Genomic DNA, 21,331 nt, shown 5'->3' with positions numbered 1-21,331 from the left:
TTGTCCTAACTATTCCAATCTTAGATGACCCGGTTAAGGACAGGACTGTCCACCGGGATTTCCTCCTATTCATTATGTACAATACATTACCTGCACGGCTATACGGGATAGCCGCAGTAACTACATGTACATTAATAGACAGCCTCATCAAGGCTGTTTATATTACCTAATGAATATGCCTTTGACGATAATCAGTTAGTGATCAGGTAAATGCTGGTATCGGTCTATAGAAGGAGCAAACAATTTTCATAGGTTTTGCCTTCATAGGTGTATCTTATCGGTTATTAAATTACCTGAAAACGGGCTATGTAGCTGGTTTGATTCACCAATTACTTTAGCAAGATATTTAATTTGTTTTAAATAAACAGCATTCCTCCTGTTCATTTTTCACTTTAAATACCAAGCCCAGCCCATCTCCTTCTGTGTCAGAATATTACCATTAATTTAAGGAAGGATCAATTGGATAATTTGCCATCATGGCAAAGGTACTGCCAAGATTTTTAAGGGATTGCTGCCATATTTGCTGCTCCCTGCGCTCAAATATCAGTGAAGTATCGGTGTCAGACAGGATCCAGGATTTCTCCTTTACCTCTTCATCCAGCTGACCCTCGGTCCAGCCGGAATAGCCAATAAAGAATTTTACCTTATTAGGCTCCAGTAACCCCTTATTGATGGCGTCCACCACATGGTCAAACCTGCCACCCCAGAACACGCCAGGCAGTATCTCCTGCCCGCCGCCGATCAGCTCCGGATGCCGGTGCACAAAATGAATGGTATCCATCTGTACAGGACCGCCATAATACACCGGGATATTACTAATCAATACCTCAGGCACAAGATCACTAAGCGTTTGATCAAACAACTTATTGATTACAAAGCCAAAACTGCCTTTTTCCTGGTAATCACAAAGGAGTACTACCGTGCGCGCAAAATTTGGATCTTTCAAAAATGGATCAGCTATCAGCAAAATGCCGGGCGACAAAGTTACCATAGACAAACAATTTTATAGCCTGTTCAAATTTAACTAAATGATTGAATAGTAAAGAAAAAAGAAAATTAAAGAGGAAAGTAGGAAAAATAAAAAAAGGAGGCTAGAAAACCTCCTTACCATTTTATCAACCAAAATCTAAATCGCTTATGGAACGAATCCACATCGATGTATGTAGAAAGTTTAATTACTTTGTTATGATCCTGAACTAATCAAATTTAGTACCAAGATTCTGAAGCAAAGGTAAGGAAAGAAGCATTAATAAAATCAGCAGTACCCAGTTAAAATTACGTTAAAGTGATGTTGTATTGCGGAGAATAAGCACAGAGGCAATATGCCGTCTGGAATTTTGTATCATAGTTGCTATAGCAAACATCTTTTTTAACATATTTTAATATTTCTATGCGCTTATCTTTGAGATAATTAAAGCCTGACAAAAACTTACATGATACCACTGAAGAAGATTTTCCCCGTCATCGTTATCCTGATCACTTTGTCCCTGCTCGGAATCATCTATATCCAGGTCAGCTGGATTATCAGCGCCGTGCATATCAAACAGGATCAGCTCTTCCAGCGCGCCGTGAGTATGTCAAGAGACGTATACAACGATATGATGTACCGCCGCCAGGCTGCTATCATGTTTAAGCTCGACAACAAGGAAGGAACCGCCACAAAAGGGTTTAACCTGGATATCAACCGCGTACCCCAATACAGCGTGCCCTCCGTTAGCGACTTCTTTACTGTGCAGGAAGTGAAACGGTGTATTCAGAACAATATGAGGAAAAATCACCTCGATAGCTCCAGCTTCGAATTTGCTATCATCGGCACCGTACCAGGATCAGAATTCGGTACCATCCGGATGCAGTCTGCCGGCTTTGAAAAGATGTTCCAGCAAAATGAAGCAGACAGCATCAAGGAAAAGAAAGACTACCGGGTACAGGTAATCCTCCTCTCGGAATCAAACGATTTTAATCCACGGGCGGAAAAGCTTTACATCATCATGCCCAACGATGATTCGGTAGCCAAACAATTAGGGATCATGATCTCGGGTGGCGTGCTGTTTACCATGATCATCATCACGGCATTTGCACTCACCATCCGCACCCTGCTGAACCAGAAAAAACTCTCGGAAATAAAATCGGACTTCATCAACAATATGACCCATGAACTGAAAACACCCCTGGCCACTATTTCCCTGGCCATAGATGCGATCAGGAATGAGAAAGTGATGTCAAAACCGGAAAAAATCCAGTATTTCTCCGGCATCATCAAAGAAGAAAATAAACGCATGAACAAACAGGTGGAAAGCATCCTGCAATCCGCCCTCCTGGAAAAAGACGAAATAGCGCTGAAGCTCCAGGCTACCGATGTGCATAACGTTATCCAAAGCACCGCCGATAACCTCCAGCTACAGCTGGCCACCAAAAATGGCGTGGTAGATCTTCAGCTGGATGCCATCAACCCCATCATCATGGCAGATGATGTACACTTCTCCAATCTCATCTTCAACCTGATGGATAACGCCATCAAATATTCCAACGATCAGCTGGAGATAAGAATACAAACCTATAATACCCGCAAAAGCCTGTTCATCGTGATTGCCGACAACGGTATCGGTATGAGCCGCGATACTATTTCACGTATCTTTGAAAAGTTCTACCGCGCACATACCGGCAACGTACATAACGTAAAAGGCTTCGGTCTCGGACTCACTTATGTAAAGGCCATTGTAGACGCGCATAAAGGAAAAATTAAAGTGGAAAGCGTAGTAGGTAAAGGAAGTAAATTTACCCTCGAGTTTCCGCAGGAACTGGATAAAGGATAAAGCATATGATACTGAGTGAAAAAGAAATACAGCATTTCAAAAATCCTATTGCAGTGCCGGGTATGGGCATCAGCGTGCAGGAAAAACTGAAGGAAGCCCGCGTATTGGTAGTAGGCGCCGGCGGCCTCGGAAGCCCGGTGATACAATACCTCAGCGCCAGCGGAGTAGGCGTAATCGGCATCGCGGACTATGGTGTGATCAATGATGAAGACATGCACCGTCAGCCCATCTACCAGATGCAGGATATCCGCAAACACAAAGCAAAAATGGCTGCCAGCCGCCTCTGGGCAGTAAATCCATATACAAAACATTATCCCATCCTCATGCAGGTAAAACCCGACACCATCAATATGATGCTGGTAGGGTTCGATCTTGTGATAGACTGTACCCAGCATCTGCCCACCCACCTGGTGATCAACGATGCCTGCCTGGTACACAACAAACCTTACATCACCGGGGAAGTACATAACTGGATGGCCTGGTTCGCCGGCTTCAATATGCCCATGCCGGATGGTACCACCTCCGCTTCTTACCGTTGCGCATTGCCGCTCACAGAAGAATACCGCAATTTTGATGCAGGAGCTATTGGCGCTACTCACGGCGCCCTCGGCACCCAAATCGTTTGTGAAGTAGTGAAATACCTGATCGGTGTTCCTGCAGGCATCGCCGGTAAATTTTATGGCATCGATTACCTGCATAACCAAACCCAGGTACACGACCTGCAACCGGATACGGCAACGATAGAAAGCATCCGCGCAGCCGGAGTCCTCTCCGCAGAGGAATACGGCCTGGAGATCGTTCCGGATGTGGAGGATTAAAAATTAAAGCAAAAGGGGAAGACCTCCGGCCTTCCCCTTTTACTTTAATTACGTTACCCCGTTTCCGTTATATCTCGGACAACACCGTTTTAGCCCCTATCTTCAGTTCATGCTTCACACCCAGTTTAAGCGAGTAGTTCGCCGCCTGGTGCCCGCTCGGGAAACCAAAACAAACAGGGAATTCGTAGTCTTTAACAAGGTTGCTGATAATTTCATATTCAGACTGTCCGAAAGGAGTATCCGTTTCTTTGCCATCTGTGAAGGCGCCCACTACCAGCCCGGCCAGTTTGTCGAGCCACCCGGCGCGTTTCAGGTTATACATCATCCGGTCTATGTTATACCGGTATTCACCGATATCTTCCAGCAGCAGGATCTTTCCTTTGGTATTGATTTGTGAAGGCGTACCCGAAAGGTTGGCCAGGATCGATAAATTACCGCCTACCAGTATCCCGGTGGTTTTCCCTTCCTTGTTCAGCGGATGCGCCGGCGCGGAATAGCGGTAAGCTTTCCCTCTCAGCGCTGCTGCCAGGCTTTCTGTATATTCATTATCAAACGTATCGGGCGTAATACCGCTGCACATCACAGAATGCAGCGTGGCAATGCCAAAGTGCCGCTGCACATGCGAGTGCAGGGTGGTAATATCACTGTAGCCGCAAAGCCATTTCGGCTGTTTCCGGAAACGGGTAAAATCCAGTTTATCAATGATACACACCATGCCGTAACCACCACGGCCAAATACAATTGCTTTTATCTCCGGATCATTCAGCATATCCTGCAATTCTTCCAGCCGCAGTTCATCCGGCGCAGAAAAATTATGAAAGCTGGTTCCTACAGTAATACCGAGGTGTACACGGTACCCCCAGGAAGTGAGCACGCCACGTGCATACTCCGCTGCCTGCAGATCCATTTTGCTGCTGGAGCAGGTAATTCCGATCAGATCACCTTTTTTCAAATATGGCGGAATTTTTACCATTGTTCCTTTTGTTTACCTTTGCAGATTAGTTAGCGTAAATTCATTCTTTATTCGCTGACTAAGGTGATAAATTGTTATGGTGATTCCAAAAACAATCACTGATTTAAAGTTTATTTAAGCATTCTTTAAGAGAATATGGCAAAATTTAATAGATATTTAATAACTGCGGCATTACCGTATGCCAATGGCCCGGTGCACATCGGACACCTCGCCGGCTGCTACCTGCCTGCAGATATTTATGTACGTTATTTACGTGCAAAAAAGGCAGATGTAAAATTTGTTTGCGGCACAGATGAACACGGTGTTCCTATCACCATCAAAGCAATGAAGGAAGGCGTGAGCCCGCAGGATGTGGTAGATAAATACCATAAGATCATCGGCGACAGCTTTGCTGCAATGGGCATCTCTTTCGATATTTTTGCCCGCACCAGCGCTCCCATACACCACCAAACCTCGCAGGACTTTTTCCTGAAGATGTATAACGATGGCCTGTTTGAAGAAAAAGAAAGCGAACAGTTTTTTGATCCGGAGAAAGAAATGTTCCTGGCAGACAGGTATATTATCGGCACCTGTCCTAACTGTGGCAACGATAAAGCCTATGGCGACCAATGCGAACGCTGTGGCAGAACCCTGAGCCCCGATGAACTGATCAACCCGCATTCCGCACTGAGCAATGCACCACTGGTGAAAAAGAAAACCAAACACTGGTACATGCCGCTGCAGAACTACGAACCGTGGCTGAAAGAATATATCATTGATGGTCATAAAGAGTGGAAGAACAACGTATACGGTCAGTGCAAAAGCTGGCTGGATAGTGGCCTGCAAAGCCGCGCCATGACCCGCGACAGCAACTGGGGTATCAAAGTACCGCTGCCTGATGCAGAAGGCAAAGTATTGTACGTATGGTTCGACGCACCCATCGGTTATATCTCCGCTACAAAGGAACTGACCGACAACTGGGCAGACTACTGGTGTAAAGACGATACCAAACTGGTGCACTTCATCGGTAAGGATAACATCGTTTTCCACTGTATCATCTTCCCGGCCATGCTGAAGGCACACGGCGGATTTGTATTGCCGGACAACGTACCTGCCAACGAATTCCTGAATATAGAAGGCGAAAAAGTATCCACTTCCCGTAACTGGGCCGTGTGGGTAAACGATTATATCGAGGACTTCCCTGATCAGCAGGATGTACTCCGTTATGTACTCTGCGCTACCGCGCCGGAAACAAAAGACAACGACTTCACCTGGAAAGATTTCCAGGATCGTAATAACAGCGAGCTGGTGGCCGTTTTCGGTAACTTTGTAAACCGCGCGATGGTGCTCATGCATAAGCTGTGCGGTGGAAAAGTACCCCCGCTGCATCCTGAGTTCATGAACGACGGCGACACCGAAATACTGAAAGAGTTCGGCCTTGCAAAAGAGAAGATTGAAACCAGCCTCGAAACATACCGCTTCCGGGAAGCATTGTCTGAAGTGATTGAATTTGCCCGGAAAGGCAATCAATACCTCCAGAAGAATGAACCCTGGATCCTGGCCAGTGTGCTCGAAAAGCTGAAGAATGGAGAACAGCACGCCAAATACCCGCAGTACGAAGAAAAGGACATCGCCTTTTTACAGGGCCGGATCGATATTTGCCTGCACATCGCATTGCAGATGACGGCCAACCTGGCGATCTTCTCCCACCCGTTTCTGCCGTTTACGGCTAAAAAGATCTGCCACATGCTCAAAGTGGTGGACCGTATGCTGGATTGGGAAAACGCCGGTAGCGATAAACTGGTGAACGTAGGTTATTCCCTGCGTCCGCCGGAGTTGCTGTTCAAACAGGTGGAAAATGAGCAGGTAACTGCCCAGGTGGAAAAACTCCATGCAGGCTTAAAACAGGCGATGGATGCCGCCGCGGCAGCTGCGCCCGCCGTGGAAGAAGCCCCGCCCGCTCCTGCAAAACCTGAAATTCAATACGACGATTTCGCTAAACTGGACCTGCGCGTAGGCACCATCCTGCAGGCGGAAAAAGTAGCCAAAGCCGATAAATTACTGAAACTGCTGGTAGACATAGGTACTGAACAACGTACCGTCGTTTCCGGTATCGCTATGCACTTCAACCCGGAAGACATTGTAGGCAAACAGGTAACACTGGTGGCCAACCTGGCCCCCCGCAAAATGCGCGGAATCGAAAGCCAGGGCATGATCCTCATGGCGGAAGACAAGGGTAAGCTCGTTTTCGTAAACCCTGCGGAGGCGATAACGCCGGGTAGCGGAGTGAGCTGAAACCAGCCAGGGTAGAGGGTTTCCAGATCAAGTCCACATCCCCTCCACGTCACCTCCATGTACACTCCACGGATACTCCGTGTGTAAAGCATGTGCAAAGCATATGTAAAGCAGGTGCGAAGCAGGTGTACAGCGGATAGGAGGCAGGTGCGAAACCATTCAGAACACTTTATAAAGCCGATACAATTTTGTATCGGCTTTATTTTTATATGTAGATTAATATATGTTTATCTGGCTGCATCTGAAATATCCCCAAATTGTTAAGCTCCAGCCAATTTTATCTCTCTTTACAAAAAAGTATTACAGAAATCGTGTGCCCCCTGATGATGGAACTCCAAAAAATGCTAAATTCAAGGATCGGTAAATTTAAGTTACAAATGCTGGAAGCTCCGCGTAATGAATAAAAAGCTGACAGCTAAAAGCCAAAGCAATGAGACACATCAACAAAGTAGCCGTTTTAGGTTCGGGGGTAATGGGATCAAGGATTGCCTGTCATTTTGCAGGAATAGGCGTACAGGTTTTACTGCTGGACATAGCGCCAAAGGAACTCAATGAGGCAGAAAAGAAAAAGAACCTGCCACTGGATAGTCCCGCTGTGAAAAACCGGATTGTGAACGATGCGCTGCAGGCCGCCATAAAATCCAACCCATCGCCCGTTTTTACCAAAGATGTGATCAAACGCATTAAAACAGGCAACTTTACGGATGATATGAAACGCCTCGCGGATGTGGACTGGATCATTGAAGTAGTAGTGGAAAACCTGGATGTGAAGAAAAGCGTGTTTACGCAGGTGGAACAATTCCGGAAACCCGGAACACTCATCACCTCCAACACCTCCGGCATCCCGATCCACCTCATGACTGAAGGCCGCAGCGAAGATTTTCAGAAACACTTCTGCGGTACCCACTTCTTTAACCCGCCCCGCTATCTCCGTTTACTCGAAATAATTCCAACACCACATACAGATCCCGCCGTCATCGATTTTCTCATGCACTACGGCGATCTTTTCCTCGGCAAAACAACCGTATTGTGTAAAGATACCCCGGCATTTATTGCCAACAGGGTAGGCGTGTTCTCTATCATGGCCATCTTTCACATCATGCAGGAAATGGGCCTGGGCATCGACGAAATTGATGCACTCACCGGTCCCGTAATCGGCCGCCCTAAATCAGCTACCTTCCGTACCGCCGATGTGGTAGGGATAGATACCCTGGTGAAAGTAGCCAAAGGCGTCATGGAAAACTGCCCGCAGGACGAAGCCATCGGCATCTTTAAAATACCTCCCTTCCTCCAGAAAGTGGTGGAAAACAACTGGCTCGGCGATAAAACCGGGCAGGGCTTCTACAAGAAAACCAAAGGAGACGGCGGCAGCAAGGAAATCCTTACGCTGAACCTGCAGTCAATGGAATACGGACCCAAACAAAGAGCGAAGTTTGCAAGTATAGATGCAGCCAAACCTATCGAAGACCTGAAACAACGCATCAAAGCGCTGGCAGGAGCTTCCGACAAGGCCGGCGAATTCTACAAACAATTCCACGCATTCCTCTTCTCCTACGTATCGCACCGCATTCCTGAAATAGCAGACGACTTATATAAAGTAGACGACGCCATGAAAGCCGGCTTCGGATGGGAAATCGGGCCGTTTGAAACGTGGGACCTGCTCGGCGTGGAAGCATCCGTAAAACTCATCGAAGAAAAAGGACTCACCGTTGCCCAATGGGTAAAAGATATGCTGGCAAAAGGTATCACCAGCTTCTACAAAGTAGACAACGGCAAGAAATTATATTACGACGTAAGTACCCAAACCTACAAACCATTACCAGGAGAAGGACAGTTCATTATCCTGGAAAACTTCTCCAATAATGTAGTCTGGAAAAACAGCGCCTGCAACCTGATTGATATCGGCGACGGCGTGGTGTGTTTCGACTGGAAAACAAAAATGAATACAATCGGCGGAGAAGTGCTGGAAGGATTGAATAAGGCGATAGACCGCGCTGAAAAAGACTTCCGCGGACTGGTAGTAGGCAACGAAGGCACCAACTTTTCCGCAGGCGCCAACGTGGGTATGATTTTCATGCTCGCAGCAGAACAGGAGTTTGATGAGCTGGACATGGCAGTACGCCTTTTCCAGCGCAGCACCATGCGCCTGCGTTATTCATCGGTACCCGTAGTGGTAGCGCCACACGCCCTCACATTGGGTGGTGGCTGCGAAATGTGTTTACACGCCGATAAAGTACAGGCAGCAGCCGAAACATATATCGGGCTGGTGGAACTGGGCGTAGGGCTTATCCCCGGCGGCGGCGGTACCAAAGAAATGACGCTCCGCGCCAGCCTGGAATACAAGGAAGGCCGCATCGAGGAAGAACCCCTGAAAGATTTCTTCATGACCGTAGCCACCGCAAAAGTGGCCACCTCCGGCTTTGAAGGATTTGATATGGGCGTGCTGAAGAAAGGACATGACGAAATTACCATGAACCTCAGCCGCCTTATTGCTGATGCCAAACGCAGCGTAATAGCATTGGCCGACGAAGGATATACCCGCCCCGTGGAAAGAACAGATATCAAAGTGATGGGTCGCGGCGCACTGGGTGCCTTACTGGCAGGCGTATACGCCATGAAGTTTGGTAACTATATTTCAGAACATGATCAGAAAGTTGCAAATAAACTCGCTTATGTGATGTGCGGTGGCGATCTTACAGAAGCATCCTTTGTAAGCGAACAATACCTGCTGGATCTCGAAAGGGAAGCCTTCCTGAGTTTATGCGGTGAACGCAAAACGCTGGAACGCTTACAAAGCGTGATTAAAACGGGCAAACCCGTACGAAATTAGAAACTGTTATTTTAATGTATGGGAAATGTAGTGAAGATTAGCCATAAGATCATTCGCTGCATTTCCCTTTTTATTTTCATCCTTTAGATTTACTCCCGTGCCAATTCTATCCTTACAAAACATTTCCAAAAAATACGGAACGGTGCAGGCATTGTCAGGTGTTTCCTTTGATGTGCCGGCCGGTAGCGTGTTCGGCGTATTGGGGCCCAACGGCAGCGGCAAAACAACCCTGCTCGGCATTGTTACCGATGTACTCAAAGCAGATACCGGCAGCTTCACCCTTTTTGATAAAGCGCCTTCCGCCGCGGAACGCCGGCAAATAGGTACTTTGCTGGAAACGCCCAACTTCTATCATTATCTCAGCGCATACAAAAACCTGGAAATCTCCGCTGCTATCAAACAGCGCGGGAAAGATGACATCGCAAGAGTACTGGAGATCTGTGGCCTCACACAACGCCAGCACTCGGCCTTTAAAACGTATTCACTTGGCATGAAGCAACGGCTGGCCATTGCCGCCGTTTTACTCGGCGACCCCGATGTACTCATCCTGGACGAGCCTACCAATGGCCTCGATCCCTCCGGTATCGCGGAAGTGCGGGAGCTGGTGCGTAAACTGGCAGACAGCGGCAAAACCATTATCCTCGCCAGCCACCTGCTCGATGAAGTGGAAAAGGTATGTACACATGTGGCTATTTTGAGAAGCGGGCAGTTATTGCTGTCAGGCCCGGTACACACGGTGATCAGTCGCAACGATTTTGTGGAACTCTCCGCAGCAGACAACACGCAGTTACAGGCGGCCATGCTCCGGTATCCCGGTTGCACCGGCGCCGAAATACAGGGCAACATCGTGAGGGCTTTTTTCGCTGAATCTCCCGATGCGGCGGCCATCAACAGTTACTGTGCCCAGCAGGGCATCTGGCTCAGCTACCTGCAACTCCGTAAGAAAAGTCTCGAAACCGCATTCCTGGAAATCACCAATATCGCCGCATCATGAAACAGATCATCTATACCGAATGGCTCAAAGTAAGGAACTACCGCACCTTTTGGGTAATGCTCCTGCTGGCGCTGGTGATTATTCCCGCAGGCAATTTCATGGTGGCCGACAAACTCAGCGGAAACATGGAACAGATAAGCAAAATGCTTGGCAACCCCTTCAGCTTCCCGGATGTATGGCTCACAATGGCTTCGCTGAACAGCTATATCTCTGCGTTGTTCGGACTACTCCTGATCATCCTGGTCACCAATGAATATACGTACCGTACCAACCGCCAGAACGTAATCGACGGCTGGGAAAGACGCCAGTTTGTATACGCCAAATTATTCTGGCTGGTGGCTATTTCCGTGCTTACATTGGTGGTGGCCACTATCAGCGGCGCCCTGGTGGGAATCATTTATGGCAACAAACCCTTCAGCCTGGAAGGATATCATTACATGCTGTACTACTTCCTGCAGTTTAATGTGATGCTTACCATCGCCCTGCTGATAGGTGTGTTGGTGAAACGGGCCGGGCTGGCCATCGTGCTTTTTGTGGCGTACAATATGATGCTGGATCAGCTGTTGTCGTTTATCGTAAAAAGAAATGCCGGAGCTATTGGCGGCCTGCTGCCGCTGCAGAGCGGCGACGAACTGCTGCCATTTCCACTGGTGGGTAAAATGGTATCCACCGGCGATCAGTACGAAGCCTATGTGTATGTAACAGCCATGATAGCCTATATCGCATTGGGCATCTACCTGGTTTTCAGGAAAATATTAAAATCCGATCTGTAGAAATATCCATATATTTCACATTCTTTTAAAGCGAAATGTTTGGCAGAGAGCTTAAATTTGTTGAGCAAAGAAAAAAGGCGAACTATGGCAAAACAAGAGCGGGTTATACTGGTAACAAACGACGACGGCATCACGGCGCCGGGCATCCGGGCGCTGATAGAAGCAGTGAAGCCTTTGGGTAAAGTAGTGGTGGTAGCGCCGGATAGTCCGCAGTCGGGCAAAGGACACGCCATTACCATCGGTGTTCCCTTGCGATTGGAAAAGGTGGATATCTTTGAAGGAATAGAAGCCTGGCAGTGCTCCGGTACACCGGTAGACTGTGTAAAGCTGGCCCGCGATAAAATCCTGCATGGTAAACCGGATATCTGCGTGAGCGGTATCAATCATGGCGCCAATCATTCTATCAACGTGATTTATTCCGGCACCATGTCGGCCGCCATGGAAGCGGCCATAGAAGGCATTCCTTCCGTAGGCTTCTCGTTCCTGGAATACAGCTATGATGCTGATTTTTCGCTGCCCAAAAAAGTAGCGCACAATGTTACCAAAAGAATGCTGGAATCCGATCTGCCACCTGGTACCCTGTTCAACGTAAATATTCCGATAGTGGATGAAAAGAATTTCAGGGGACTGAAAATCAGCCGGCAGGCAGATGCCAAATGGGTGGAAGAATTTGATGAACGCCGCGACCCGCACGGTAAAAAATACTACTGGCTCACAGGAGAATTTAAAAACCGCGATAACGGACAGGATACAGATGTGTGGGCACTGGAAAATAATTACGCCTCTATTGTACCGGTGCAGTTTGATCTCACAAATTATTCATTGAAAAAGAAGCTGGAAGAAGATTGGAAAGACCTGTAAACATTCGTTATATCGCCATCATAATTACAGTATGTTAAAAAAAGACAATCTTCCGTTAGGAATTTTACTGGGGTTTTTAACACCCCTGTTTGCGTTTTTCCTGTATTACTTTTTTGTTATCAAGCCACATAACAACGTGGGACTGGGACAGTTTCTCGGTATCCTGAAAGACAATAAACAAATGATTCCGAAGCTCACCAGCATCTGCCTGTTACTAAACGGACTGGTGTTTTTCCTGTATACAAGAAAACGGCTGGATATCACTGCCAAAGGCATTTTCCTGATGACCATGCTGTATGCCATTGGCATATTATTACTCAAACTGATCAGATAATTTTTAATCAAAGAATATTGAAATATTACATTATTGCAGGAGAAGCGTCAGGTGATTTGCATGGCAGCAATCTTGTAAAACAAATAAGACAGTTAGATACGTCTGCGGATATACGTAGTTGGGGAGGCGACCTGATGGAAGCCGCCGGCGCCCAGGTGGTAAAGCATTACAAAGAACTGGCCTTCATGGGTTTTGTGGAAGTGGTGATGAACCTCCGTACTATTTTAAAGAATATAGAAATTTGTAAGAAAGATATCGCTGCCTTTAAACCGGATGTACTGGTGCTGGTAGATTATCCCGGCTTTAACATGCGCATCGCCGAATGGGGCAAACAACAGGGATTTAAAATAGTGTATTATATTTCCCCGCAGGTATGGGCCTGGAAAGAAAACAGGGTGAAAAAACTCCGGCAGTATGTAGATAAAATGTTGTGCATCCTCCCGTTTGAACCCGAATTTTATCATAAATGGAATTATGAAACGGAATACGTAGGACATCCTTTGGTGGAAGTAATTAAAGCTGCCAAAGAACAATCTGCTGATGCGCCGTTATCAGATAAACCCGTGATCGCCGTATTACCGGGCAGCCGTAAGCAGGAGGTGAGCGTAAAGCTGCCTATCATGCTCACTATGGCGAAACACTTTCCGCAATACCAGTTTGTAGTGGCGCAGGCCCCCAGCCTGGACGATCATTTCCTGGAAAGCCTTACCGGTCAGCATCCAAACGTGTCGATGGTAAAAGGACAAACCTATAAGTTACTACGCCAGGCAAAAGCCGCATTGGTAACCTCCGGAACCGCCACACTGGAAACAGCTTTGTTTGGAGTACCGGAAGTAGTGTGCTATAAAGGAAATCCTATTTCGTACTTCTTCGCCAAACATCTCATCAAAGTAAAGTATATCTCCCTGGTAAACCTGGTGATGGATAAACTGGTAGTGAAAGAATTGATTCAGCACGACCTCACAGAAGAAAACCTGTTGAAGGAATTAAACTCGTTACTGAATGATGAAGCTGCCAGAAGCCGCGTGATGAAAGACTATGCAGAGCTGTGGCATAAGCTGGGAGAAAAGGATGCTTCCCGCCGCGCAGCAGAAGTGATCTACGAATACGCCATCGCCTAGTGACGCCTGATCAGCCTGATCACCATGATAATAATGGCGATTATAAAAAGTAACAAAGAAATTCTGTTCATCCCATGCATCATCGCCACGTAACGTGTTTTTGGTGCATTGGGATCCTTCTTACCGATATACAGATACCTCAATATTTGTTGCCAGATACTTTTCATCTCCCAAAGATCGTAAATCAGTGCTATTTTTGGTCCTTCTGAAAAAATAGGACATGAAATATTTACTGTTAACAGTGGGACTGTTTTTTACCCTGTTTACCAATGGAATAGCACAGAACAACCCTATGCTTACCGGCTGGGAATTTTCCCGCGTGGATGAAGGCATCTGGCGGCCGGCCACCGTACCCGGAACGGTTCACACCGATTTGCTGGCACAGCATTTAATCCCCGATCCTTTTGTGGGAACCAATGAAAAAGCCGTGCAGTGGGTAGATAAAAAAGACTGGCAATACCGGAAAAGATGGCACATCAAAAAGCAGGAACTAAATGCAGAGGTGATAGAACTGGAGTTTAAAGGTTTGGATACCTATGCAGATGTGTATCTCAATAACCATTTAATACTACAGTCGGCAAACATGTTTGTTTCGCATACGGTAAGTGTAAAAGAATGGCTGGTAGCGGGCGACAACGAACTGCGCATCCTGTTTAAAAGTCCCATCAAAACAGACATGCCCAAATTTTTGCAGGACAGCATCATCTATCCCGCCGGTAACGATGCCAGCGATATTCCACTCAGTATTTATGCACGTAAAGCGCCCTATCACTACGGCTGGGATTGGGGCCCACGGCTGGTTACGTCCGGTATTTACCGTCCCGTTGTGTTGCGGAGCTGGAATAAAGCGGTGATCCGCGATGTATACTGGCAACAGCTGCAACTGGATTCCACGAAAGCAGACATGCAGGCGGAAGTGACCATTGAAGCCGCTGCCGCGGGAGAATATACCTTACAGGTGCTGCCCGCAAAATCTACTCCTGAACTGGCAAAATTACCGGTAAGCCTGCAGGCGGGCATCAATGTAATAAAAGTACCCTTCTCTATAAAAAAGCCCGTACTGTGGTGGCCTGCCGGGATAGGCACTCCTTTCTGTTACGAACTGCAGGCCAACCTGCTCAGCAATAAAAAGGTAGTGGCTACTCAAAGCAGTAAGATAGGGTTACGCACTATTGAAGTAGTGAATAAACCCGACAGCCTCGGGGAATCGTTTTATGTAAAAGTAAACGGCCGCCCCGTGTTTATGAAAGGCGCCAACTATATTCCCCAGGATAATTTTCTGCCGCGCGTAACTAAAGAAAAACAGGAAAAACTGTTTGACGATATGGTGACTTCCAACTTTAACATGGTACGTGTATGGGGCGGAGGTATTTATGAAGATGATAATTTTTACAGGCTGGCAGATCAGCACGGGATCCTGGTTTGGCAGGACTTTATGTTTGCCTGTACCCTTTATCCTTCCGATCCGGCATTCCTGGAAAATGTAAAAACGGAAGCTGCAGATAATATAAAACGTTTGCGCAATCATCCTTCACTGGCGCTGTGGTGCGGAAATAATGAAGTAGCCGTAGCCATTAAAAACTGGGGCTGGCAAAGCGGTTACGCCTATACGAATACCCAGTGGGAAAGCTTGCAGCAGGGATATGATAAATTGTTTAAAGAAGTGCTGCCACAACAGGTGGCCGCATATCAGCCGGGCGCTTTCTATTTTCATTCTTCCCCCATCAGCAACTGGGGCAAGCCGGAAGATTTTACCAAAGGGGATAATCACTACTGGGGCGTATGGCACGGCATGGAATGGTTTGAAGCATTCAATACACATGTGCCACGGTTCATGAGTGAATATGGTTTCCAGTCCTTCCCATCTATGGAAACGATCCGCACATTTGCTGCGAAAGAAGACTACGATATCTTTTCCAATGTGATGCAGGCACACCAGAAAAGTCCGGCTAAAGGAAATACAGCCATCAAAACATACATGCTGCATTACTACCGTGAGCCGAAAGACTTTCCCTCTTTTGTTTATCTCAGCCAGGTGTTACAGGCAGAAGGCATGAAAGTAGCTATAGAAGCCCATCGCAGGGCCATGCCTTATTGCATGGGCACCCTCTACTGGCAGCTGAACGACTGCTGGCCGGGTGCTTCCTGGTCGGGCCGGGATTACGACGGCCGCTGGAAAGCATTGCAGTATTATGTAAAGGACGCATTCAGGCCACGGCTGGTATCCAGCGTCATTGAAAACGGACAGCTGTGTACCTACCTCGTAACAGACGAATACCAGGGCAAAGCCGATCTTCTGATGAAAGCAGTGGATTTGAACGGTAAGGTGATCTGGCAGAAAGAATTAACGGATATCTCTGTAAAAGCAAATACCAGTGAAAAATTACACGCCATCGATACCGCTGCTGTTTTACAGGGAAATAACCCGGCAAGGGTAATATTCTATGCGCAACTGCGAATAGACAGTAAGGATATGGAGCGGAATATCTTTTACTTTGCTCCGGCGAAGGATATGAACCTGGAAGTACCACACCTGGATGTGGTAACCAGCAAGGTAGCCAAAGATAAAGGCGTTGTTTATATCCGCGTGAAAACAGACAAGCTGGCAAGAAATGTTTACCTGTCGCTGGACAAGGCCACTGCAACCGATCATTTTGAAGACAATTACTTTGATCTGTTGCCGGGAGAAACCCGGACCATCCGGTTGCAGACAGGCCAACTGCCCGAGCTTATCCACCAGGCATTGAAAGTAACTACTTTAGTATCGTCTTATAAAAACTGACAATGAAAAAGAAATACCTGATCTTATTGGGATTTGCGTTGCTGGGCTTTAATGGCCTCCACGCACAGAATGAAGAACCACCTTACGTACCTGAAACAGATCAGGCGGTGGTAAAGAAGCTGGACGAGTGGCAGGATTGGAAATTTGGGATGATCATGCACTGGGGCCCCTATTCCCAATGGGGCGTGGTGGAATCCTGGAGCATTTGCCCGGAAGATGAAGGCTGGACACAGCGTAAGCCGGCAGGTATTCCCTATTACGATTACCTGAAAAAGTATGAGGCGCTGGGGAAAACTTTTAACCCCGTTCACTTCAACCCGGAAAAATGGGCGAAAGCCGCAAAGGACGCGGGGATGAAGTACCTGGTGTTTACCACCAAGCACCACGATGGCTTTTGTATGTTTGATACCAAACAAACCGACTACAAGATAACCGCCGCTGATGGCGCTTTCAGCAAGAACCCGCGCGCCAACCTGGCGAAGGAAGTATTCCAGGCTTTCCGTGAGGAAGGTATACACGCAGGGGCGTACTTTTCCAAGCCCGACTGGCACACTGAATACTACTGGTGGAGCTACTTTCCGCCAAAGGACCGTAATCCGAACTACGACCTGAAGAAATATCCGGAAAGATGGAACCAGTTCAAACAATACACCTATAACCAGATTGAAGAACTGATGACCAGCTACGGTAAACTGGATATCCTCTGGCTGGATGGCGGCTGGGTGCGTCCGTTGAAGCAACAAACAAAGGAATCCCTTTCCTGGAGCCAAACGGCTCCGCAGGATCAGGATATAGATATGGGCAAAATTGCCACGATGGCCCGCAGTCACCAACCCGGACTGATTGTAGTGGATCGAAGTGTACACGGCCCATACGAAAACTACCGCACCCCTGAACAGCAGATCCCTGATAAGCCGCTCAGCTATCCCTGGGAAACCTGCATGACAATGGGCAGCTCCTGGTCGTATGTACCGGACGATAAATACAAATCCGTAAATGTGCTGATCCACAACCTGGTGGATATTGTGGCCAAAGGCGGCAACTACCTGCTGAATGTGGCTCCCGGCCCTGATGGCGAGCTGCATAACGATGCCTACACCACCATGAAGCATATCGGTGAATGGATTCATATTAACGGTGACGCTATTTATGGCACCCGTGCAGTGGCTCCTTACAAAGACGGGAAGGTATGTTTCACCCGTAAAAAAGACGGTAGCGTATATGCGATCTATCTGTTGGATCAGAATGAGAAATTGCCTGCAGTAATTTCATTTAAAGGATTAACGCCGGTGAAAGGCGCCCGTTTACAGGTGCTGGGAACCAATAATAAGCTGGTGTGGAAAACTACAGCCGCCGGGGTAGAAGTGCAGATTCCTGCATCTATCCGTGATAAAGGATTTGAGCATGCAATAGCTATTAAAATACCGGCTGTGGAAAAGCTGTGATTGTAGTGTGAATTAATGTGAATTAGTGTTGATAAATAAAAAAAAGAGATGGACGCTTACCCGCGGTCATCTCTTTTTTGTTTTATAGTCAAACTGATCACAAATGGTAGCTATATGAACAGAAACCCAAAAGTCTTGCTTGTTGACGATGATAAGGCATTCGGCGGTATCGTCAAACAGCACCTGGAGCAGGCCGGCTACAGTGTGGAGCATTGTTTCGACGGCGTAGATGCCTGGAACCTTTATTCGAGGTCCAAGTATGACATTTGTCTTATCGACATCGTTCTTCCAAAAATGAATGGATTTGAACTGGCAAAGGAAATCCGGAATGTTACGATGCTGACGCCCATCTTTTTCCTGTCGGCTGAAAAGACGGAAGAAACAGACCGTATCAGCGGATTTCAGCTGGGAGGGGATGGTTACCTCGTAAAGCCATTCAGTTTTGAGGAACTGGTAAAAAGAATGAAGGTGATCCTGAAGTGGACCCGTCCCAACAGAACAGAGTTGCTGGTAGGGCATACGGTAGCCAATTACACCTTCCATTACCGGAAGCTCAAAATCTTTGAAACCAGCAGCAAACTGGCCAAAGGAAGAATTTCTCCCATTGAAGCAAAAATGCTGCGTTATTTCCTCAGCCGGCCCAATATCATCGTACAAAAAGACGAGGTACTGCTGCGGGTTTGGGGAAAAGAAGATTTTTACGCAAGTCGCAGTATGGACGTATTTATTGGCCGTGTGCGCCGGTTACTCAAACTGGTACCCCGTGTAGAGCTGGAAACCGTTTACAACGTAGGTCTCCGGCTAAATGTGCCGGAAGACATCCTGCCGGTGAAGATCACCGTACCCATCCACTGATTTACATTTTTCTTTCCCGCCGAATAATCAACCTCCCCATCCTTTCCGGTTTTATCGCCGGCAAAGGATGGGTGTTTTTATGTCAAAACCTGCTTTTTTCTTTCAGATTATATTAAATCGTAACTTTATTCCAATGGAAACAGTGGTTGTACAAAAATATAATTTAGACGAAGAGCAGGAAAAGAAGGAAATCGTTCGGCATTACCGTGCTTTATTGAGGGCGTTGAAGCCCCGTTTAAAAAAAGGCGACAGGGAGCTGGTACGTACTGCTTTTGAAATGGCAGCAGATGCACACAAGGAAATGCGGCGTAAATCCGGGGAGCCTTATATACTGCATCCGCTGGCCGTGGCGCAGATTTGCGTGGAAGAAATTGGTCTTGGCGTACGTTCCGCCATATGTGCCCTGCTCCACGATACCGTGGAAGATACCGAAGTAACACTGGAAGATGTGTCCCGCGAGTTCGGGAATGAGATCGCTCATATTGTAGACGGTCTCACAAAAATATCTACCGTAATAGACTCCAGTACCAGCACCGCACAGGCAGAAAACTTCAAGAAAATATTACTGACGCTGGCAGATGACCCCCGGGTTATCCTGATCAAGCTGGCCGACAGGCTGCACAATATGCGTACGCTCGATAGCATGAGCCGTGAAAAACAGCTGAAAATAGCATCTGAAACCGTATTCATTTATGCGCCTCTGGCTCATCGCCTCGGATTATACAATATCAAATCCGAAATGGAAGATCTGGCCATGAAATATACGGAGCAGCAAACTTACCGTGAAATAGCCAAGCGCCTCAAAGAAACCAAACGGGAACGCACCCGCTATATCAACGAGTTTATCAAGCCTATCAAGGAAGTGCTGCAGGAAGAAGGATTTGAATTCGAGATCTATGGCCGCCCGAAATCAATCCATTCCATCCATAACAAGATCAAAACAAAAGGCGTTGCCTTTGAAGAAGTATACGACCTTTTTGCCATCCGTATCATCCTGGATTCCTCGATAGATAAGGAAAAGGCAGATTGCTGGAAGGTGTATTCCATCATCACCGACTTTTACCATCCAAGCCCGGAAAGGACCCGCGACTGGCTCAGCAACCCCAAATCCAACGGGTATGAGGCGTTGCACGTAACCGTAATGGGCCCCAGCGGTAAATGGGTGGAAGTGCAGATCCGCTCCAAACGCATGAACGATTATGCGGAAAAAGGCGTGGCCGCCCACTGGCGGTACAAGGAAGGCAGCAATGCCTCTGCCCAGCAGGAATCTAAATTTGATCAGTGGTTCACCCAGATCCGGGAAATCCTGAACAATCCCGATTCCAATACGCTCGACTTCCTGGCCGATTTTAAGAGTAACCTCTTTACGGAAGAAATTTATGTGTATACCCCCAAAGGGGATCTGAAAATATTGCCGGTAAACTCTACTGCGCTCGACTTTGCCTACTCCATCCACAGTGCGGTGGGAAACAAATGTATCGGCGCCAAAGTGAATTACAAACTGGTGCCCCTGAGCCATAAACTGCGCAGTGGCGACCAGGTAGAGATCATTACCTCCAATAAGCAAAAGCCTTCGGAAGACTGGCTGAACTTTGTGCTCACGGCCAAAGCCAAATCCAAGATCAAGGATGCGCTGAAGGAAGAAAAGCGCAAAGTGGCGATGGACGGGAAAGCGGCACTGGAGCGTAAGCTGTCGCACATGAATATTTCTTTCAGTCAGCATAATATTAATGAACTGGTACAGTTCTACAAACAGCCGTCCCCACTGGATTTATATTACCAGGTGGCGGTCCGCAATATCGATCTGAAAGAACTGAAACAGTTTTCTGTACTGGGCGATAAACTGGAACCCCCAAAACCGGTGAAGGTGCCGGAACACGTACCGGAAGAACATGTAAAGCATCAGCTGCCTTCCAAGAAAGACGCAGAACTGATCATCTTCGGAGAAAGCTCCGACAAGATTGCCTACAAACTGGCTAACTGCTGCCGCCCGATCCCGGGAGACGACGTATTTGGCTTTATTACCGCCAGTGAAGGGTTGAAGATACACCGTACCAACTGCCCCAATGCTGCGCAGCTGCTGGCTAACTATGGTCACCGCGTGGTAAAGACCAAATGGGTAAAGAACCGCGAAATTTCCTTCCTCACCGGCTTACGTATTATCGGGATGGATGATGTGGGCGTGATCCATAAGATTACAAACATTATTTCCGGTGAATTGAAGATTAATATCTCCGCCCTCAGCATTGAGTCAAAAGAAGGCTTATTTGAGGGGTTGATCAAAGTATATGTCCACGACAAGGAAGAACTGGACGAGCTCGTGGATAGGCTTAAAACGCTCGATGGAATACAATCTATCCAGCGCCTCGAAGAATCTTAAAGAAAAAAATACAAACAGCAAATAAAGAATTGCGGATAAAAGGGAAGGTTTCAGAATATCTTGATGAAATCTTCCCTT

Annotated in this window: 16 protein-coding genes; 13 read left to right on the top strand and 3 right to left on the bottom strand. The window is 47.2% G+C overall.

The window, feature by feature from the left end:
- Positions 1-439: 439 nt before the first annotated feature.
- A complete protein-coding gene (locus B5Z18_RS11365; RefSeq protein ID WP_079469458.1) occupies positions 440-991 on the bottom strand; it encodes a YqgE/AlgH family protein in 552 nt (183 codons plus the stop codon).
- 442 nt (positions 992-1,433) lie between these two features.
- Here B5Z18_RS11365 and B5Z18_RS11360 point away from each other — a divergent pair, with 442 nt between their 5' ends.
- On the top strand, positions 1,434-2,813 hold the full coding sequence (locus B5Z18_RS11360) for a sensor histidine kinase (RefSeq protein WP_227024409.1): 1,380 nt from the start codon (positions 1,434-1,436) through the stop codon (positions 2,811-2,813).
- Positions 2,814-2,818: 5 nt separating this feature from the next.
- Positions 2,819-3,631, top strand: a complete 813-nt coding sequence (locus tag B5Z18_RS11355) for a HesA/MoeB/ThiF family protein (RefSeq protein WP_079469457.1) — start codon at positions 2,819-2,821, stop codon at positions 3,629-3,631.
- A 67-nt stretch (positions 3,632-3,698) separates the two neighbouring features.
- Here B5Z18_RS11355 and B5Z18_RS11350 read toward each other — a convergent pair whose 3' ends face one another.
- Positions 3,699-4,583 carry a S66 peptidase family protein gene (locus tag B5Z18_RS11350; RefSeq protein WP_227024408.1) on the bottom strand — a complete coding sequence of 295 codons (885 nt, stop codon included), beginning with the start codon at positions 4,581-4,583 and terminating at the stop codon, positions 3,699-3,701.
- A 156-nt stretch (positions 4,584-4,739) separates the two neighbouring features.
- Between B5Z18_RS11350 and metG the strand changes: the two genes are divergently transcribed.
- The 7 genes from metG (at position 4,740) to lpxB (ending at position 13,791) form a co-directional block, all read left to right on the top strand.
- The gene (gene metG, locus B5Z18_RS11345) at positions 4,740-6,878 is read left to right on the top strand and encodes a methionine--tRNA ligase (protein ID WP_079469455.1); all 2,139 of its coding nucleotides are present in this window, start codon (positions 4,740-4,742) and stop codon (positions 6,876-6,878) included.
- Between the two features lie 430 nt (positions 6,879-7,308).
- A complete protein-coding gene (locus tag B5Z18_RS11340) occupies positions 7,309-9,708 on the top strand; it encodes a 3-hydroxyacyl-CoA dehydrogenase/enoyl-CoA hydratase family protein (protein WP_079469454.1) in 2,400 nt (799 codons plus the stop codon).
- A 142-nt stretch (positions 9,709-9,850) separates the two neighbouring features.
- Positions 9,851-10,702, top strand: coding sequence for an ABC transporter ATP-binding protein (locus tag B5Z18_RS11335; RefSeq protein WP_227024407.1), 852 nt, complete (start codon positions 9,851-9,853; stop codon positions 10,700-10,702).
- Entirely contained in the window at positions 10,699-11,475 is a 777-nt protein-coding gene (locus B5Z18_RS11330) for an ABC transporter permease (protein WP_079469452.1), read from the top strand. Before B5Z18_RS11335 ends, B5Z18_RS11330 begins: the two co-directional genes overlap by 4 nt.
- Positions 11,476-11,559: 84 nt before the next feature.
- Positions 11,560-12,336, top strand: coding sequence for a 5'/3'-nucleotidase SurE (surE, locus tag B5Z18_RS11325; protein WP_079469451.1), 777 nt, complete (start codon positions 11,560-11,562; stop codon positions 12,334-12,336).
- 31 nt (positions 12,337-12,367) lie between these two features.
- The gene (locus B5Z18_RS11320) at positions 12,368-12,670 is read left to right on the top strand and encodes a hypothetical protein (RefSeq protein ID WP_079469450.1); all 303 of its coding nucleotides are present in this window, start codon (positions 12,368-12,370) and stop codon (positions 12,668-12,670) included.
- A gap of 17 nt (positions 12,671-12,687) precedes the next feature.
- The gene (gene lpxB, locus B5Z18_RS11315; protein ID WP_079469449.1) at positions 12,688-13,791 is read left to right on the top strand and encodes a lipid-A-disaccharide synthase; all 1,104 of its coding nucleotides are present in this window, start codon (positions 12,688-12,690) and stop codon (positions 13,789-13,791) included.
- Here lpxB and B5Z18_RS32990 read toward each other — a convergent pair.
- Positions 13,788-13,958, bottom strand: coding sequence for a DUF6728 family protein (locus B5Z18_RS32990; protein ID WP_310007521.1), 171 nt, complete (start codon positions 13,956-13,958; stop codon positions 13,788-13,790). The two genes, lpxB and B5Z18_RS32990, sit on opposite strands and share 4 nt — an antisense overlap.
- Positions 13,959-14,011: 53 nt before the next feature.
- Here B5Z18_RS32990 and B5Z18_RS11310 point away from each other — a divergent pair, with 53 nt between their 5' ends.
- From B5Z18_RS11310 to B5Z18_RS11295, 4 genes are all read left to right on the top strand, one after another.
- Positions 14,012-16,573 (top strand): beta-mannosidase, encoded by a 2,562-nt coding sequence (locus B5Z18_RS11310; RefSeq protein WP_235015908.1) that lies wholly within the window; start codon positions 14,012-14,014, stop codon positions 16,571-16,573.
- 2 nt (positions 16,574-16,575) lie between these two features.
- Positions 16,576-18,018: an alpha-L-fucosidase gene (locus B5Z18_RS11305; RefSeq protein WP_079469448.1), complete on the top strand. Its 1,443-nt coding sequence runs from the start codon at positions 16,576-16,578 to the stop codon at positions 18,016-18,018.
- Positions 18,019-18,132: 114 nt separating this feature from the next.
- Positions 18,133-18,873: a response regulator transcription factor gene (locus B5Z18_RS11300; protein ID WP_159454272.1), complete on the top strand. Its 741-nt coding sequence runs from the start codon at positions 18,133-18,135 to the stop codon at positions 18,871-18,873.
- A 133-nt stretch (positions 18,874-19,006) separates the two neighbouring features.
- Positions 19,007-21,253, top strand: a complete 2,247-nt coding sequence (locus B5Z18_RS11295; RefSeq protein ID WP_079469446.1) for a RelA/SpoT family protein — start codon at positions 19,007-19,009, stop codon at positions 21,251-21,253.
- Positions 21,254-21,331 lie beyond the last annotated feature (78 nt).

It is taken from the genome of Chitinophaga ginsengisegetis, assembly GCF_900168065.1.
In the GTDB taxonomy this organism is placed as follows: Bacteria; Bacteroidota; Bacteroidia; order Chitinophagales; family Chitinophagaceae; genus Chitinophaga; species Chitinophaga ginsengisegetis.
The sequence above is the reverse complement of the archived record's forward strand: the minus strand, read 5'-3'. Positions and strand labels throughout refer to the sequence as shown.

What these genes read in the sequence shown, in the direction of transcription:
- B5Z18_RS11365 (WP_079469458.1), bottom strand. Translation starts at nt 991, where the DNA reads ATGGTAACTTTGTCGCCCGGCATTTTGCTGATAGCTGATCCATTTTTG.
- B5Z18_RS11360 (WP_227024409.1), top strand. Translation starts at nt 1,434, where the DNA reads ATGATACCACTGAAGAAGATTTTCCCCGTCATCGTTATCCTGATCACT.
- B5Z18_RS11355 (WP_079469457.1), top strand. Translation starts at nt 2,819, where the DNA reads ATGATACTGAGTGAAAAAGAAATACAGCATTTCAAAAATCCTATTGCA.
- metG (WP_079469455.1), top strand. Translation starts at nt 4,740, where the DNA reads ATGGCAAAATTTAATAGATATTTAATAACTGCGGCATTACCGTATGCC.
- B5Z18_RS11340 (WP_079469454.1), top strand. Translation starts at nt 7,309, where the DNA reads ATGAGACACATCAACAAAGTAGCCGTTTTAGGTTCGGGGGTAATGGGA.
- B5Z18_RS11330 (WP_079469452.1), top strand. Translation starts at nt 10,699, where the DNA reads ATGAAACAGATCATCTATACCGAATGGCTCAAAGTAAGGAACTACCGC.
- surE (WP_079469451.1), top strand. Translation starts at nt 11,560, where the DNA reads ATGGCAAAACAAGAGCGGGTTATACTGGTAACAAACGACGACGGCATC.
- B5Z18_RS11320 (WP_079469450.1), top strand. Translation starts at nt 12,368, where the DNA reads ATGTTAAAAAAAGACAATCTTCCGTTAGGAATTTTACTGGGGTTTTTA.
- B5Z18_RS32990 (WP_310007521.1), bottom strand. Translation starts at nt 13,958, where the DNA reads ATGAAAAGTATCTGGCAACAAATATTGAGGTATCTGTATATCGGTAAG.
- B5Z18_RS11310 (WP_235015908.1), top strand. Translation starts at nt 14,012, where the DNA reads ATGAAATATTTACTGTTAACAGTGGGACTGTTTTTTACCCTGTTTACC.
- B5Z18_RS11305 (WP_079469448.1), top strand. Translation starts at nt 16,576, where the DNA reads ATGAAAAAGAAATACCTGATCTTATTGGGATTTGCGTTGCTGGGCTTT.
- B5Z18_RS11300 (WP_159454272.1), top strand. Translation starts at nt 18,133, where the DNA reads ATGAACAGAAACCCAAAAGTCTTGCTTGTTGACGATGATAAGGCATTC.
- B5Z18_RS11295 (WP_079469446.1), top strand. Translation starts at nt 19,007, where the DNA reads ATGGAAACAGTGGTTGTACAAAAATATAATTTAGACGAAGAGCAGGAA.